This is a genomic window from Candidatus Methylomirabilota bacterium, from assembly GCA_035709005.1.
Lineage (GTDB): Bacteria > Methylomirabilota > Methylomirabilia > Rokubacteriales > CSP1-6 > 40CM-4-69-5.
On record DASTFB010000011.1, the window covers coordinates 1 to 14,415 of the forward strand.

The 14,415-nt window shown below is 68.2% G+C and carries 29 protein-coding genes and 1 pseudogene; all 30 read left to right on the forward strand.

The features are described 5' to 3' along the window. Positions 1-142, forward strand: a 142-nt coding sequence (locus VFR64_01930; GenBank protein HET9488504.1) for an elongation factor Tu, incomplete at its 5' end; no start/stop codon positions are given. Positions 143-146: 4 nt separating this feature from the next. Continuing rightward, complete coding sequence (gene rpsJ / locus VFR64_01935; GenBank protein ID HET9488505.1) at positions 147-467, forward strand: 30S ribosomal protein S10; 321 nt, start codon at positions 147-149, stop codon at positions 465-467. Between the two features lie 180 nt (positions 468-647). Then, positions 648-1,322 (forward strand): 50S ribosomal protein L3, encoded by a 675-nt coding sequence (rplC, locus tag VFR64_01940; GenBank protein ID HET9488506.1) that lies wholly within the window; start codon positions 648-650, stop codon positions 1,320-1,322. Beyond that, entirely contained in the window at positions 1,322-2,014 is a 693-nt protein-coding gene (gene rplD / locus VFR64_01945) for a 50S ribosomal protein L4 (GenBank protein ID HET9488507.1), read from the forward strand. The genes rplC and rplD overlap by 1 nt, the downstream gene beginning before the upstream one ends. Next, the gene (gene rplW / locus VFR64_01950; GenBank protein ID HET9488508.1) at positions 2,011-2,304 is read left to right on the forward strand and encodes a 50S ribosomal protein L23; all 294 of its coding nucleotides are present in this window, start codon (positions 2,011-2,013) and stop codon (positions 2,302-2,304) included. The genes rplD and rplW overlap by 4 nt, the downstream gene beginning before the upstream one ends. Before the next feature lie 3 nt (positions 2,305-2,307). Continuing rightward, on the forward strand, positions 2,308-3,132 hold the full coding sequence (gene rplB / locus VFR64_01955) for a 50S ribosomal protein L2 (GenBank protein ID HET9488509.1): 825 nt from the start codon (positions 2,308-2,310) through the stop codon (positions 3,130-3,132). 9 nt (positions 3,133-3,141) lie between these two features. Beyond that, complete coding sequence (rpsS, locus tag VFR64_01960) at positions 3,142-3,435, forward strand: 30S ribosomal protein S19 (protein ID HET9488510.1); 294 nt, start codon at positions 3,142-3,144, stop codon at positions 3,433-3,435. A gap of 1 nt (position 3,436) precedes the next feature. Beyond that, the gene (gene rplV / locus VFR64_01965) at positions 3,437-3,958 is read left to right on the forward strand and encodes a 50S ribosomal protein L22 (protein HET9488511.1); all 522 of its coding nucleotides are present in this window, start codon (positions 3,437-3,439) and stop codon (positions 3,956-3,958) included. Positions 3,959-3,963: 5 nt separating this feature from the next. Beyond that, positions 3,964-4,611, forward strand: a complete 648-nt coding sequence (gene rpsC / locus VFR64_01970; protein HET9488512.1) for a 30S ribosomal protein S3 — start codon at positions 3,964-3,966, stop codon at positions 4,609-4,611. A 10-nt stretch (positions 4,612-4,621) separates the two neighbouring features. Further along, a complete protein-coding gene (gene rplP / locus VFR64_01975; GenBank protein ID HET9488513.1) occupies positions 4,622-5,038 on the forward strand; it encodes a 50S ribosomal protein L16 in 417 nt (138 codons plus the stop codon). Positions 5,039-5,045: 7 nt separating this feature from the next. Further along, positions 5,046-5,234: pseudogene (gene rpmC / locus VFR64_01980) on the forward strand (50S ribosomal protein L29). 126 nt (positions 5,235-5,360) lie between these two features. After that, positions 5,361-5,666 carry a 30S ribosomal protein S17 gene (gene rpsQ / locus VFR64_01985; protein ID HET9488514.1) on the forward strand — a complete coding sequence of 102 codons (306 nt, stop codon included), beginning with the start codon at positions 5,361-5,363 and terminating at the stop codon, positions 5,664-5,666. Next, on the forward strand, positions 5,667-6,035 hold the full coding sequence (rplN, locus tag VFR64_01990; GenBank protein ID HET9488515.1) for a 50S ribosomal protein L14: 369 nt from the start codon (positions 5,667-5,669) through the stop codon (positions 6,033-6,035). Further along, positions 6,035-6,361, forward strand: coding sequence for a 50S ribosomal protein L24 (gene rplX, locus VFR64_01995; protein ID HET9488516.1), 327 nt, complete (start codon positions 6,035-6,037; stop codon positions 6,359-6,361). The genes rplN and rplX overlap by 1 nt, the downstream gene beginning before the upstream one ends. Before the next feature lie 2 nt (positions 6,362-6,363). Then, positions 6,364-7,035, forward strand: a complete 672-nt coding sequence (gene rplE / locus VFR64_02000; GenBank protein ID HET9488517.1) for a 50S ribosomal protein L5 — start codon at positions 6,364-6,366, stop codon at positions 7,033-7,035. Positions 7,036-7,042: 7 nt separating this feature from the next. Continuing rightward, on the forward strand, positions 7,043-7,228 hold the full coding sequence (locus VFR64_02005) for a type Z 30S ribosomal protein S14 (GenBank protein HET9488518.1): 186 nt from the start codon (positions 7,043-7,045) through the stop codon (positions 7,226-7,228). 7 nt (positions 7,229-7,235) lie between these two features. Continuing rightward, entirely contained in the window at positions 7,236-7,631 is a 396-nt protein-coding gene (gene rpsH / locus VFR64_02010) for a 30S ribosomal protein S8 (GenBank protein ID HET9488519.1), read from the forward strand. A gap of 10 nt (positions 7,632-7,641) precedes the next feature. Further along, entirely contained in the window at positions 7,642-8,184 is a 543-nt protein-coding gene (gene rplF, locus VFR64_02015) for a 50S ribosomal protein L6 (protein HET9488520.1), read from the forward strand. After that, positions 8,184-8,546, forward strand: coding sequence for a 50S ribosomal protein L18 (gene rplR / locus VFR64_02020; protein ID HET9488521.1), 363 nt, complete (start codon positions 8,184-8,186; stop codon positions 8,544-8,546). Before rplF ends, rplR begins: the two co-directional genes overlap by 1 nt. A 26-nt stretch (positions 8,547-8,572) precedes the next feature. Beyond that, on the forward strand, positions 8,573-9,109 hold the full coding sequence (gene rpsE / locus VFR64_02025) for a 30S ribosomal protein S5 (protein ID HET9488522.1): 537 nt from the start codon (positions 8,573-8,575) through the stop codon (positions 9,107-9,109). After that, the gene (gene rpmD, locus VFR64_02030) at positions 9,090-9,278 is read left to right on the forward strand and encodes a 50S ribosomal protein L30 (protein HET9488523.1); all 189 of its coding nucleotides are present in this window, start codon (positions 9,090-9,092) and stop codon (positions 9,276-9,278) included. Before rpsE ends, rpmD begins: the two co-directional genes overlap by 20 nt. Further along, positions 9,268-9,735 carry a 50S ribosomal protein L15 gene (gene rplO / locus VFR64_02035; GenBank protein HET9488524.1) on the forward strand — a complete coding sequence of 156 codons (468 nt, stop codon included), beginning with the start codon at positions 9,268-9,270 and terminating at the stop codon, positions 9,733-9,735. The genes rpmD and rplO overlap by 11 nt, the downstream gene beginning before the upstream one ends. Next, the gene (gene secY / locus VFR64_02040; protein HET9488525.1) at positions 9,735-11,060 is read left to right on the forward strand and encodes a preprotein translocase subunit SecY; all 1,326 of its coding nucleotides are present in this window, start codon (positions 9,735-9,737) and stop codon (positions 11,058-11,060) included. Before rplO ends, secY begins: the two co-directional genes overlap by 1 nt. Next, on the forward strand, positions 11,061-11,714 hold the full coding sequence (locus tag VFR64_02045; protein HET9488526.1) for an adenylate kinase: 654 nt from the start codon (positions 11,061-11,063) through the stop codon (positions 11,712-11,714). After that, complete coding sequence (gene map / locus VFR64_02050) at positions 11,711-12,478, forward strand: type I methionyl aminopeptidase (GenBank protein ID HET9488527.1); 768 nt, start codon at positions 11,711-11,713, stop codon at positions 12,476-12,478. The genes VFR64_02045 and map overlap by 4 nt, the downstream gene beginning before the upstream one ends. A 1-nt stretch (position 12,479) precedes the next feature. Beyond that, complete coding sequence (infA, locus tag VFR64_02055; protein ID HET9488528.1) at positions 12,480-12,698, forward strand: translation initiation factor IF-1; 219 nt, start codon at positions 12,480-12,482, stop codon at positions 12,696-12,698. Between the two features lie 18 nt (positions 12,699-12,716). Continuing rightward, on the forward strand, positions 12,717-12,830 hold the full coding sequence (rpmJ, locus tag VFR64_02060; GenBank protein HET9488529.1) for a 50S ribosomal protein L36: 114 nt from the start codon (positions 12,717-12,719) through the stop codon (positions 12,828-12,830). Positions 12,831-12,946: 116 nt separating this feature from the next. Then, entirely contained in the window at positions 12,947-13,363 is a 417-nt protein-coding gene (rpsM, locus tag VFR64_02065) for a 30S ribosomal protein S13 (GenBank protein ID HET9488530.1), read from the forward strand. Positions 13,364-13,366: 3 nt separating this feature from the next. Continuing rightward, positions 13,367-13,777 (forward strand): 30S ribosomal protein S11, encoded by a 411-nt coding sequence (rpsK, locus tag VFR64_02070; GenBank protein HET9488531.1) that lies wholly within the window; start codon positions 13,367-13,369, stop codon positions 13,775-13,777. Between the two features lie 3 nt (positions 13,778-13,780). Then, complete coding sequence (gene rpsD / locus VFR64_02075) at positions 13,781-14,404, forward strand: 30S ribosomal protein S4 (GenBank protein HET9488532.1); 624 nt, start codon at positions 13,781-13,783, stop codon at positions 14,402-14,404. Positions 14,405-14,415: the final 11 nt, after the last annotated feature.

Consider the following 14,415-nt stretch of genomic DNA (forward strand, 5'->3'; position numbering starts at 1 on the left):
GGAGATGGTGATGCCGGGGGACAACATCACGACGTCGATCGAGCTGATCACGCCGGTGGCGATGGAGAAGGAGTTGCGGTTCGCGATCCGGGAGGGGGGCCGCACGGTGGGCGCCGGCGTGGTGACCGAGGTCCTCGAGTAACATCATGGCCACGCTGTCCGCTGACCAGAAGATCCGCATCCGGCTGAAGGCCTACGATCATCACTTGCTGGATCGCTCGGTGAAGGAGATCGTGGACACCGTCCGCCGGACCGGGGCCCGCATCTCGGGGCCGGTGCTGCTCCCCACGATCATCAACCGCTGGACGGTGCTGCGCTCGCCGCACGTCGACAAGACGTCTCGCGAGCAGTTCGAGATGCGCACCCACAAGCGGTTGATCGACATCGTGGACCCCACGCCGCAGACGGTGGACTCCCTCATGAAGCTCGATCTCCCCGCCGGCGTCGACGTCGAGATCAAACTCTAATGACGGCGATGAAACCGGCCCATCTCCTTCGTTGGCTCGTCGCTCCTCCCTGCGGCGTACCAGCGCGTACGCCTCAGTCGTCGCTCCTCGCCGCCTCGGATCTGGACCGGTTTGATCGACGCTCGTCGGCGCCTAGCATCTGGGCATTTTTGATCGGCTCAGGCGAGCGAGATCACTGAGATGGCCAGGAAGGAAGGCTTGATCGGGCGAAAGGTGGGGATGACCCAGGTCTTCGGGGAGGACGGGAATCATCTGCCGGTGACGGTCATCCAGGCTGGGCCGTGCACCGTACTCGGCATCCGGACCCGGGAGACCCACGGCTACGACGCCATCCAGCTCGGCTTCGAGCCGAAGAAGAAGGTGGCCAAGCCGGTGGCCGGACAGTTCAAGAAGGTCGGCGTGGAGCCCATGCGGGTGATCCGGGAGATCCGGCTCGAGAAGAGCGAGATGCTCCAGGGCTACCAGGTGGGCCAGACGGTCACCGCCGAGCTGTTCAAGCCCGGAGAGCTGGTGGACGTGGTCGGGGTCAGCAAAGGTAAGGGGTTCCAGGGCGGCGTGAAGCGTCACGGCTGGTACGGAGGCGACGCCACGCACGGCTCGATGTTCCATCGGGCTCCCGGCTCGATCGGGGCCTCCTCCGATCCTTCCCGGGTGTGGCCGGGCCACCGGCTGCCGGGACGCATGGGCGGCGAGCGCCGGACGGTGATGAACATCAAGGTGGTCCGCGTGATGGCCGATCACGGGCTCGTCCTGGTTGAGGGGGCCGTGCCCGGCGCCAACGGCGGACTGGTGCTCATCCGCAAGAGCGTCAAGACGACCCGGGCCCAGCAGCGCGCTGCGGCGGAGCGTCGATGATGCCGAGCGTGGAGGTCCTGGGAGCCAAGGGGCAGGTGGTGGGTCGACTGGAGCTCAAGGCCGATGTCTTCGGGGCCGAGATCCGGGTGCCGCTGCTTCACCAGGCGGTGACGCGCGAGCTCAACGACCGTCGTGTCGGAACCCACGACACCAAGGGACGGAGCGAGGTCTCGGGCGGCGGCCGCAAGCCGTGGCGGCAGAAGGGCACTGGTCGCGCCCGGCAGGGCTCCATCCGGGCGACGCAGTGGAAGGGTGGCGGCAAGCCCTTCGGCCCCACGCCACGCACCTACGAGCAGCAGATGCCGCGCACCATGCGACGGCAGGCGCTGCGCGCCGCCGTGGCCGCCAAGATCGCCGCCGGGGAGTTGAGCGTGGTGGACGCGCTGAACGTCACCGGGGGCAAGACCAAGGCGTTGGTGAGCCGGCTGGCCGAGGTCGGGGTGACGGCCGTGCCCACCCTGCTGGTCGTGGAGTCGCTCAGCGAGGCGCTGACGCGTGCGGCCCGCAATGTTCCGTGGTTGACGGTCGAGACGCCGGCGCAGGTGTCCGTCTACCAGCTCCTGCGGGCGCGGCGGGCGGTGTTCGAGCGGGCGGCGCTGTTGAGCCTGGAGAGGGCGCTCTCGTCGGAGTCGGAGTCGGGGGCGGGCGGCGGCGCGCCGGCGGTGGAGCACGCGGGGGCGAGGCAATCATGAGCCGGAATGCCCGCCAGATCATCCTGCGTCCGATCATGACCGAGAAGAGCATGCAGCAGAAAGAGGCGCACAACGTGGTGACGTTCCGGGTGCGTCCGGACGCCAACAAGGTGGAGATCCGCACCGCGGTGGAGGCGATCTTCAACGTCAAGGTAACCGACGTCCGCACCTCCTCCTACGAGGGCAAGCTCAAGCGCATGGGGCGCCACCAGGGCCACCGCCCCGACTGGAAGAAGGCCGTGGTGCAACTGGCGCCCGGGCACAAGATCGACCTGGTCGAGGGAGCCTGAGGCATGGGCATCCGCACCCTGAAACCGACCTCGCCGGCCCGGCGCTACCTCACCTACGTGACTCGCGAGGAGATCACCAAGCAGGAGCCGGAGAAGGGTCTGCTGCTGCCCAAGCGGCGGACCAGCGGCCGGAACAGTTACGGGCGTATCACCGTGCGTCACCGCGGCCAAGGCCACAAACGCATGCTCCGCCAAGTCGATTTCCGGCGTGAGAAGCTCGGCATCCCGGCCCGGGTCGCCGCCATCGAATACGATCCGAACCGGTCGGCGCGGCTGGCGTTGCTGCACTACCGCGACGGCGAGAAGCGCTACATCGTGGCCGCGGTGGGCCTGAAGGTCGGCGACACGGTGATGTCCGGGCCGCAGGCTGACATCCTGCCCGGCAACGCGCTGCCGCTTCGGAACATCCCCGTCGGCACGCTCGTTCACAACGTCGAGCTGCAGCCCGGGCGCGGGGGCCAGCTCTGCCGGAGCGCGGGCGCCCAGGCCCAGTTGCTGGCCAAGGAGGCCGGCCGGGCGACCCTCAAGATGCCGTCGGGCGAAGTGCGCATGGTCGCCGTCGACTGCATGGCCACCGTAGGGCAGGTAGGCAACCTCGATCACGAGAACATCTCGGTCGGCAAGGCCGGACGCACCCGCTGGCGCGGCTTCCGACCGACCGTTCGCGGCACCGTCATGAACCCGGTCGATCACCCGATGGGTGGAGGCGAGGGCCGCGGCAAGGGGAATCATCCGATGACGCCGTGGGGCAAGCCGACCAAGGGCTACAAGACCCGGCGTGGGGCCAGAGCCTCGGACCGCGACATCCTGACGCGGCGGAAGAGGTAGGGAGCCGGCATGGGACGCTCGCTGAAGAAGGGTCCGTACATCGACGAGAAGCTGCTGCGCCGCATCGAGGAGCTGAACCGCAACCGCCAGAAGAAGGTCCTCAAGACGTGGTCGCGCCGGTCGACGATCGCCCCGGAGTTCCTCGGCCACACGCTGGCCGTGCACAACGGCAAGAAGTTCATTCCGGTGTACGTCACCGAGAACATGGTTGGACACCGGCTGGGCGAGTTCGCGTTGACGCGGACGTTCAAGGCCCACGGCACCGCCGAGAAGGCGGCGGCGACGCCCACGGGGAAGGCCTAGGGTGATCACCGTCGCCCGGGCCCGCTTCGTCCGTGTTTCCGCGCGGAAGGCGCGCCAGGTCCTCGACGAGATCCGCCATCGGCCGGTGAGCGAGGCTCTGGCCACGCTGCAGTTCACGCCGCGGGCGGCCGCCCGCCTGATCGAGAAGGTGCTGCGCTCGGCCGTGGCCAATGCCGAGCACAACCATCAGATCCGCAACCTGGACGCCCTGCGGGTGCACCCGGCCGTCGCCGACGAGGGGCCCTCGATGAAGCGCGTGCAGCCGCGGGCGATGGGGCGGGCCTTCTACATCAAGCACCGGACGAGCCATCTCACGATCGGCGTGAGCGACGACACCGACGGCGTGAGCACGCCCGCGGCGCGCCCGGAACGCCCGCGCACGTCGGGGGCCGGCGCGGGGACGCCCCCGGCAGCCGCGCCGGCGGAGCCCCGGGCCCGACGGCCGGCGGCCAGGGCGCGGCGCGCGGCGCAACCGGGCAAGCGCCGGCCGGCGGCCAGACGCGCCGGGAAAGGGAAGGACTAGGGACGATGGGTCAGAAGACGCACCCGGTCGGCTTCCGTCTAGGCTCGACGCGCACGTGGTCGTCGCGGTGGTTCGCCACCAAGGACTACGCCAAGCTCCTGCACGAGGACGTGAAGATCCGGCGCCACATCAAGGATCAGCTGTATCACGCCGGTATTTCGCGGATCGACATCGAGCGCTCGGGGAACCGGGCTCGGATCACGGTCGCCACCGCGCGGCCGGGCATCATCATCGGCCGCAAGGGCGCCGAGGTGGAACGGCTGAAGAACGAGCTCCAGGCCCGGACGGGCAAGGAGATCTACCTCAACATCGAGGAAGTCATCCATCCCGAGCTGGACGCCCAGCTCGTTTCCGAGAACGTCGCCCTGCAGCTGCAGAAGCGGGTGGCCTTCCGCCGGGCCATGAAGAAGGCGGTCACTTCGGCCCTGCGCCTGGGCGCCGACGGCATCCGGATCGCCTGCGCGGGACGGCTGGGGGGCAGCGAGATCGCCCGGCGAGAGTGGTACCGGGACGGTCGGGTGCCCTTGCACACCATCCGCGCCGACATCGACTACGGCCTGGCCACCGCCCATACGACGTACGGCACCATCGGCGTGAAGGTCTGGGTTTTCAAGGGCGAAGTGCTCGCCAAGGCCCCGCCGACCGAGGCCTGAGGCCGCGACCATGCTGATGCCCAAGCGCGTGAAGTACCGCAAGGCTCAACGGGGCCGCATGAGGGGCAAGGCCCAGCGCGGCGCCAGCCTGGCCTTCGGCGAATACGGGCTCAAGGCGCTCGAGCCGGGTTGGATCACCAACCGGCAGATCGAGGCGGCCCGGGTGGCCCTCACCCGCAGCCTCAAGCGCGGCGGCAAGATCTGGATCCGGATCTTCCCGGACAAGCCGGTGACCAAGAAACCGGCCGAGACCCGGATGGGCAAAGGCAAGGGCAATCCCGAGGACTGGGTGGCCGTCGTGAAACCCGGGCGGATCCTCTACGAGATGGAGGGCGTCAGCCTGGACGCCGCCCGCGAGGCGTTCCGGACGGCCGGCCAAAAGATGGGTATCGCGACGAAGTTCGTCACGCGGACCCGGGCTCTCTGAGGCACCGATGAAAGCGGCCAAGTGGCGTGATCTGAGCGACGACGAGATCCGGCAGCGTGCGCGGGAGCTCAGCGAGGAGGTCTTCAACCTGCGCTTTCAGCTGTCCATGGGGATGGCCAAGAACCCGGCCCGGGTCGGGCAGGCGCGCCGGGACCTGGCCCGGGCGCAGACGATTCTCCACGAGCGCGGCGTGGCGGGTGCGGTGGTGCCGGCGCTCGCGCCGGCCCGTGCCCAGGCAGCCCCGAGGCCGGCCAAGCGCGGGCGCTCGCGCGACGGCACCACGCCGGCCCGGCGACGCCGGCCGGCCAAGAAAGGGTAAGGCGTGAGCGAGCGGAAGACCCGGGAAGCCCTGGTCATCAGCGACAAGATGCAGAAGACCCGCGTCGTGCGGATCGAGCGCGTCCACCGTCACCCTCGCTACGAGCGGGTCGTGCGGACGGCCAAGCGGCTCAAGGTCCACGACGAGGGCAACGAAAGTCGGGTGGGCGACCGCGTGCTGATCGAGGAAACCCGGCCTTTGTCCAAGGAGAAGCGCTGGCGCATCCGCCAGATCGTGAAGGTGGCGGACCCAGCCGCGCGCACCTCGAACAGCCCACCTGCGGCTCGAGCCGGGCAAGCGCTCCGATAAATGATCCAGCCGCGCTCGATGCTCGAGGTCGCCGACAACTCCGGAGCCAAGAAGGTGCAGTGCATCCGGGTGATGGGTGGGGCCAATAAGCGCTACGCCTCCATCGGCGACACCGTTATCGTCGCGGTCAAGGAGGCGGCCCCCGACGGCACGGTCAAAAAAGGGGAGGTGGCCCGGGCGGTGGTGGTACGGACGGTGAAAGAGGTGCGCCGCAAGGACGGTTCCTACATCCGGTTCGACCGCAACGCCGTGGTTCTCATCAAGCCCGATGAGAACCCGGTCGGCACCCGCATCTTCGGGCCCGTGGCCCGCGAGCTGCGGGAACGTCAGTTCACCAAGATCATCTCGCTGGCGCCGGAGGTCATCTGATGCCGGGCGTGCACGTGCGGCGGGGCGACGTGGTCGCCGTCATCGCAGGTAAGGAGCGGGGCAAGCGTGGCAAGGTCCTGCGGGTGCTGCGTGACAAGGGCCGGGTGGTGGTGGAGAAGGTGAACATGATCAAGCGCCACCAGCGGCCCACCCAGAAGCTCCGCCAGGGGGGCATCATCGAGCGAGAGGGGCCGCTGGCGCTCTCGAACGTCCAGCCGGTATGCAGCCGTTGCGACAAGCCAGCCCGGTCGGGTATCACCGTTCTCGCCGACGGCCGACGCCTGCGCGTCTGCAAGCGATGCGGCGAGCCCATGGACAAGGGGTAGCGATGGCTGAGAAGGCTCCGGCCCAAAAGACTCCCGCTCCGAAGGCCTCGGCCCGGCCGGCCCGGCCGCAGCAGCCCAAGAAGGGCGAGACCGCGCCGGTGGCCAAGACCCGGCCCCGGGGCACGGGGCAGGTCCCGCCCCGGCTCCGCGACCGGTTTCGAACGGCGGTCGTGCCCGCCCTGATGAAGGATCGCGGCTACGCCAATCCCTTCGAGGTGCCTCGGCTCGAGAAGATCGTGATCAACATGGGCGTGGGCGAGGGTCGGGACAACGCCAAGGCTCTGGATTTCGCCACGACGGATCTGCTGGCCATCACCGGACAGAAGCCGGTGGTGACACGGGCCAAGAAATCCATCGCCAACTTCAAGCTGCGGGCCGGCGTGCCGATCGGAGCCAAAGTCACGCTTCGGGGGGCCCGCATGTACGAGTTCCTCGACCGGCTCGTCAACGTGGCGCTGCCGCGCGTACGCGACTTCAAGGGCGTCCCCCCCAAGGGGTTCGACGGTCGGGGCAACTACGCCCTGGGGCTCCGCGAGCAGGTCATTTTTCCGGAGATCGTCTACGACAAGGTCGACAAGGTCCGCGGTATGGATATCAACATCGTGACGACGGCGCGAACCGACGAGGAGGCCCGGGCGCTCCTGGGCCAGCTCGGGATGCCGTTCAGGGACTAGGGGCAGTATGGCCAAGACCGCGCTCATCATGAAGGCCCAGCAGCCGCCGCGTTTTCAAACCCGCGCCTACCGCCGGTGCCGGCTGTGCGGGCGCCCCCGCGGGTATCTGCGAAAGTTCCAGATGTGCCGTCTGTGTTTCCGGGAGCTGGCCCTGAAGGGCGAGATTCCGGGTGTGATCAAGGCCAGCTGGTGAGGCGCCGATGAAGAGCGATCCCATCGCCGACCTGCTCACCCGGATCCGCAACGCCAGCCGCGCCGAGCACGAAAAGGTCGACATCCCCGCGTCCCGATTGAAGGTCAAGATCGCTGAGCTCCTCAAGACGGAGGGGTTCATCAAGAACTACCGGGTGCTCGACGACACCAAGCATGGTACGTTGCGCGTCTATCTCAAGTACGGGCCGGCCAACGAGCAGATGATCTCGGGCCTGGTCCGGGTGTCGAGCCCGGGACGCCGGGTGTACGTCAGCCACGATCGGATCCCGACCATCCTGGCCGGCATGGGCGTCACCATCGTCTCGACGTCGCGCGGCGTCATGACCGACCGGGATGCGCGGACTCACAAGGTGGGCGGCGAAGTGCTTGCCTACGTGTGGTAGAGAGCTGGCTATGTCACGCATCGGTAAGCAGCCGATTCCCATTCCCAAGGACGTGAAGGTCCAGATCGAGGGCGAGGTCGTTCGCGCCGAGGGCCCCAGGGGCAAGCTCACCCAGACGGTACCCGCGGGGCTTCGTGCGGCGATCGACGATGGTCGGATGGTGATCACTCGTCAGGGCGACGACCGACGGGCGCGTGCGCTCCACGGGCTCACCCGGGCTCTCATGGCCAACATGGTGACCGGCGTTCAGCAGGGGTTCGAGAAAAAGCTCGAGATCGTCGGGATCGGCTACCGGGCGCAAATCCAGGGCCGGAATATCCAGCTGGCCCTCGGGTACTCGCACCCGGTGGTCTTTCCCCTCCCCGAGACGATCACCGCGGAGATCGACAAGCAGACGCTCATCACGGTACGGGGTCCTGACAAGGCCCTGGTAGGACAGACGGCCGCCAAGCTTCGCGCTCTTCGTCAACCGGACCCCTACAAGGGTAAAGGGATCAGGTACGCCGGTGAGGTTGTGCGGCGCAAGGTCGGCAAGAAGGCGGGGGCGAAGTGATCACGAAGGATCGTCGCGCCGCCCGCGATCTCCGGCATGCGCGGCTTCGCCGCCGGGTCATCGGCACCGCCGTGCGGCCGCGCCTGGCGGTGTTCCGGAGCTTGAACCACATCTACGCGCAGCTGATCGACGACGCCTCCGGCCGTACCCTGGTGGCCGCGGACAGCCGGAGCAAGACCTTCCGGACCCAGCATCCCAGCGGCGGCAATGTGGCCGCCGCCAAGGCCGTGGGCCAGGCGCTGGCCGAACGGGCTCGGGCCCAGGGGATCGGGCGGGTGGTGTTCGATCGGGGCGGCGCTCGGTACCACGGACGGGTGAAGGCGCTGGCCGAGGCGGCCCGCGCCAGCGGGCTGGTCTTCTAGTCGGAGAGGGCTTCGAGGAGAATCTGGTGGCGGAACCGCGGATAGATGCGAGTGTGCTGGAGCTGGCGGACCGGGTGGTGTCCATCAACCGGGTGGCCAAGGTCGTCAAGGGTGGCCGCCGGTTCTCCTTCACGGCGCTCGTCGTGGTCGGCGATGGCCGGGGCCACGTGGGCGTCGGCCTGGGCAAGGCCCACGAGGTGCCGGAAGCGATCCGCAAGGCGGTGGAGCACGCCAAGAAGGATCTCATCTTCGTCCCCCTCCGGGAGGCGACCATTCCGTGTGAGATCACGGGCCACTTCGGAGCCGGCCGTGTCTTCCTGAAGCCAGCCGTGCCCGGAACCGGCGTCATCGCCGGTGGTGCGGTGCGACCGATCCTCGAAGCCGTGGGGGTGCAGGACATTCTCACGAAGACCCTGGGCTCCAATAACCCCCACAACGTGCTCAAGGCGACGATGGACGCGCTGCGGCAGCTCAGGCGCATCCAGGACCTGCACGCCGTTCGCAAACGGGGCGACGGCGCCGGCGCCGCGGAGGAGGCCGGAAGTGGCGGAAAAGAAGCTTAGGATCAAGCTCACCGGGAGCATCATCGGGCTGTCGCCCAAGCAGGAGGCGACGGTCCGGGCGCTGGGCCTGCGCCGGATCAACCAGCTGGTGGTCCAGCCGGATACTCCCGACATCCGGGGTATGATCGCGAAAGTGCCGCATGTGCTGCAGGTGACCGATGAGGCTTGACGAGCTTCGTCCGGCCCCGGGCGCCAAGAGGCCGGCGAAGCGGGTGGGGCGCGGCCCGGGCTCCGGCCACGGCAAGACTTCGACCAGCGGGCACAAGGGCCAGAAGGCGCGTTCGGGGGGTGGCAAGGCCGGCGGGTTCGAGGGCGGGCAGATGCCGCTGTACCGGCGGCTGCCCAAGCGTGGGTTTCTTCCCTATGGCGGCAAGCAGACGTACGCCGTCGTCAACTTGACGGCCCTCGGCGGATTCACGGCCGGCGCCGTCGTCGATCCGGACGGGCTGGTCCAGGCCGGCCTCGTCAAGGCGGGCCGCCGCAGTCGCGTCAAGGTCCTGGGCTCGGGCGACGTGCCACACGCTCTGACGCTCAGGGTGCACGCGGTCAGCGCGTCGGCGCGTTCGAAGATCGAGGCACAGGGGGGACGGGTGGAGCTCATCACACCGGGAGCGCGGACTCCGTGATCGAAGGCCTGCAGAGCTTTCAGAACGTCTTCAAGATCCCCGAGCTCAAGCGTCGGCTCCTGATCACGGCCGGCTTGCTCATCGCCTACCGGCTGGGCGCCCACGTGCCGACCCCGGGTGTCGACGGCCATGTGCTGGCCCAGTTCTTCGACCAGATGCAGCAAGGCCTGCTGGGCATGGTCGATCTCTTCTCCGGCGGTAACCTGCGCCGGCTATCGATCTTCGCGCTCGGGATCATGCCCTACATCTCGGCCTCGATCATCCTGCAGCTCCTGACCGTGGTCATCCCCGCCCTGGAACGGTTGGCCAAGGAGGGGGAAGCCGGCCGCAAGAAGATCACCCAGTACACCCGCTACGGCACCATCGTGCTCAGCGCGGTCCAGGCCTTCGGCATCGCCTATGGCCTGGAACGGATGCCCACGCCGACCGGCGCGCCGATCGTGCCGTATCCCGGCTGGGGCTTCCGCCTGCTGACCGCCCTCACCCTCACCGCCGGCACGGCCCTGATCATGTGGATCGGCGAACAGATCTCCGAGAAGGGGATCGGCAACGGCATCTCCCTCATCATTTTCGCCGGCATCGTGGTGAGGCTGCCGTCGGCCATCGTCGCCTCCTACTCCCTGATCACCACCGGGGAGATGAAGCTGTTCGTCTTCCTCGGCCTCTGCGCCCTCATGCTGGCGGTGACGGCCGCGGTGGTGCTGATGCAGGAGGGCCAACGCAAGATCCCGGTGCAGTATGCCCGTCGGGTCGTCGGCCGCCGGGTGTACGGGGGGCAGTCCACGCACATTCCGCTGCGGATCAACACGGCCGGGGTGATCCCGGTCATCTTTGCCTCGTCCCTGATCCTGTTTCCGGCCACGATCACGAATTTCATGCCACACCCCTGGATGCAGGTGATCGCGGACGCCATGAGCCCGGGGCGCTTCACCTACACCGTGCTATACATGGCGCTCATCGTCTTCTTCGCCTACTTCTACACGGCCATCGTCTTCAACCCCGTGGATCTCGCCGACAACATGAAGAAGTACGGCGGGTTCATTCCCGGAGTGCGGCCGGGCAAGAAGACGGCCGAGTACATCGACCACGTGCTGACCCGCATCACCCTGCCCGGGGCTTTGTTCCTGGCCATCATCTCGGTGCTGCCCGACTTCATGATCCGCTGGTTCAACGTCCCCTTCTACTTCGGAGGGACCAGCCTGCTCATCGTCGTCGGCGTGGCCCTGGACACCGTGCGCCAGATGGAATCCCACCTGCTGATGCGTAACTACGAGGGCTTCCTCAAGCGCTCTCGCTCGCGCTCGGGCGTGTTCGGGAGAACCTAGGTGCGCGTGGTCTTCCTCGGTCCGCCGGGCGCCGGCAAAGGGACACAGGCGCGGGAGCTGGCGCGCGCCTGGGGGGTGCCGCAGATCGCCACGGGGGATATGCTCCGCGACGCGGTGACGGCCGGGACGCCCCTGGGTCGTCAGGCTCGCGGCTACATGGATCGCGGGGCTCTGGTGCCCGACGACGTCATCATCGGCCTCATCGCCGACCGGCTGGCCCGCCCGGACGCCGAGCGCGGCTTCGTCCTCGACGGTTTCCCCAGGACCATTCCCCAGGCCGAAGCCCTGGACCGGCTCCTGGAGGAGTTGGGGCAGAAGCTCGAGCGGGTCGTCTTCTTCGAGGTGTCGGAGGCGGAGTTGCTGCGCCGACTCACCGGGCGGCGCTCCTGTCCAACCTGCCAGGCCACCTATCACGTCGTGGCCGCACCAGCCCGCCGTGAGGGTGTGTGCGACCGGTGCGGAAGCGCACTGACGCAGCGGGAGGACGACCGGGAGGCGACCGTTCGGACCCGCCTCCAGGTCTACGCCGAGCAGACGGCGCCGCTGCTGGACTACTATCAGGCTCGCGGACTGCTCGTCCGGGTGGCCGGCGAGGGCCCCATCGAGGCGATTCGCGACAGGGCGCGCCGGGCGGCGGAGACGGGTCGGCCGTGATCGTGCTCAAGTCGGCGCGGGAGATCGAGATCATGCGTCAGGGAGGCCACATCCTGGCCGACCTGATGGAGCACCTGCGGAGCACGGTCAAGGCCGGAATGTCGACGTTGGAGATCGACGAGCACGTCGAGGCATTCATCACGCGCCGGAGCGCCCGGACGGCCTTCAAGGGCTATCGCGGGTTTCCCGCTTCGGTCTGCGTTTCGATCAACGAGGAGGTCGTTCACGGCATCCCCTCGGCCCATCGCCACCTGAAGGAGGGGGACATCGTCGGCCTGGATCTGGGCTGCATCGTCGACGGGTACTACGCCGACTGCGCCTTCACCATGGCCATCGGCGAGATTCCTTTAGCGGTGGAGCGGCTGCTCGAGGTGACCCGGCGGAGTCTCGACCTGGCCGTCGAGCAATGCCGTCCCGGCCGCCGGCTGTCCGACGTCTCGCACGCCGTGCAGCAGCACGTCGAGGCGCACGGCTTCGCTGTCGTGCGCGCGTTCGTCGGTCATGGGATCGGGCGGGCCTTGCACGAGGAACCGCAGGTTCCGAACTTCGGCGAGCCCGGCCGGGGGCCGCAGCTCAAGCCGGGCATGGTGCTGGCCATCGAGCCGATGGTCACGATGGGCGGTGGGGACGTCAGGATCCTCGACGACGGCTGGACCGCCGTCACCACGGACGGCAGCCTGGCCGCGCATTTCGAGCACACCGTGGCCATCACCGACGAGGGGCCCTCGGTGCTGACCAGGCGCGCCGCCAACGGGCAGGGTTGAGATGGCCAAAGAAGACGCCATCGAGGTGGAAGGCACCGTGGTGGAGCCGCTGCCGAACGCGATGTTTCGGGTGGAGCTGGACAACGGTCACCGGGTCTTGGCCCACGTCAGCGGCAAGATGCGGATGAACTTCATCCGCATCCTGCCGGGTGACCGGGTGAAGGTCGAGTTGTCGCCCTACGACCTCACCCGCGGCCGCATCACGTATCGGTTCAAGTAGGCGAGCAAGAGAGGCGAGATGAAGGTGAGGCCTTCGGTGAAGACGCGCTGTGAGCACTGTAAGATCGTCCGGCGGAAGGGGGTCACGCGCATCATTTGCAAGAACCCCCGACACAAACAGCGGCAGGGATAGATCATTCGGAGGGGGCGACATACGGGCGCGCCCGTGGGGCGCGACGGCCCCCTCCGAGGCCTCCCCCAGGAAGAGAGCGCGCCGGCGGAACCGGCGCTCGAAAGGGAGACGAAGAGATGGCCAGAGTAGCGGGAGTGGATCTGCCGCGGGAGAAGCGGGGGGAGATCGCCCTCACGTACCTGTACGGCATGGGGCGCCCGACGTCGCTCAAGGTGCTGCGGCAAGCGCGGGTCGATCCCGACAAGCGGGTGAAGGCGTGGACCGAGGAAGAGACCGCCCGCGTCCGCGAGATCATCGAGCAAGAGCTGAAGGTGGAGGGTGACCTCCGACGCGAGATCGCCATGAACGTCAAGCGGCTGATGGATATCGGCTGCTACCGCGGTATCCGTCACCGCCGGGGCTTGCCCGTGCGGGGCCAGCGGACCCACACCAATGCGCGCACCCGGAAGGGTCCGCGCAAGGGCGTCATGGTGAAGAAGAAGCCGACGGCGGCCGCCCCGGCTCCGTCGGCAGCCCGAAAGGCGGGAGCGTAACCGATGGCCGACCAGCAGGCGAAACCGGCGCCACGGAAAAAGGGCGGCAAGCGGCGCGAGCGGCGGGAAGTGCGCACGGGCGTGGCGCACATCCAGGCGACCTTCAACAACACGATCGTGACCTTGACCGACAAGGCCGGCAACGTGGTTGCCTGGTCGAGCGCGGGCAGCGCCGGGTTCAAGGGTTCCCGGAAGTCCACGCCCTTCGCGGCCCAGACGGCAGCCGAGCAGGCGGCCCGCAAGGCCATGGAGTACGGGCTGAAACAGGTCGAGGTCTGCGTGAAGGGCCCGGGCGCCGGACGGGAGGCCGCCATCCGATCGCTGCAGGCGGTCGGCCTGGAGATCAGCTCGATCCGTGACGTGACCCCGATCCCGCACGACGGCTGCCGGCCGCCGAAGCGGCGGCGAGTGTAAACGATGGCCCGCTATCGCGATGCCAAGTGTCGTCTGTGCCGGCGGGAGGGGATCAAGCTCTTCCTCAAGGGCGCCCGTTGCTTCACCGATAAGTGCGCCATCGAGCGCCGCAATTATCCCCCGGGCCAGCACGGACTGAACCGCGGCAAGCTCACTGCGTTCGGGGTCCAGCTCCGGGAGAAGCAGAAGGCCAAGCGGATCTACGGGGTGCTGGAGCAGCAGTTCCGGCGCTACTTCGAGTCGGCCGAGCGTCAGAAGGGCGCCACCGGCGAGAATCTCCTCAAGCTGCTGGAGCTGCGGCTGGACAATGTCGTCTACCGCCTGGGCTTCGCGGCGTCCCGCCGGGAGTCCCGCCAGATGGTGGCCCACGGGCATTTCCAGGTGAACGGACGCAAGGTGTCGATCCCTTCGTATCTGACCAAGGTCGGGGACACCGTCCAGCTGCGACCGAGCTCCAAGCACGCTCCCCGTGTCGACGACAACGTCAACGCGGGGCGCGGCCAGGTTCCCCAGTGGCTGGAGCTCCAGCCCGAGGCGCGGCGCGGGGTCGTCCGCAGCCTGCCCCTGCGCGAGGATGTCCAGATTCCCGTGTCCGAACAGCTCATCGTCGAGCTCTACAGCAAGTAGCAGGAGCCGTC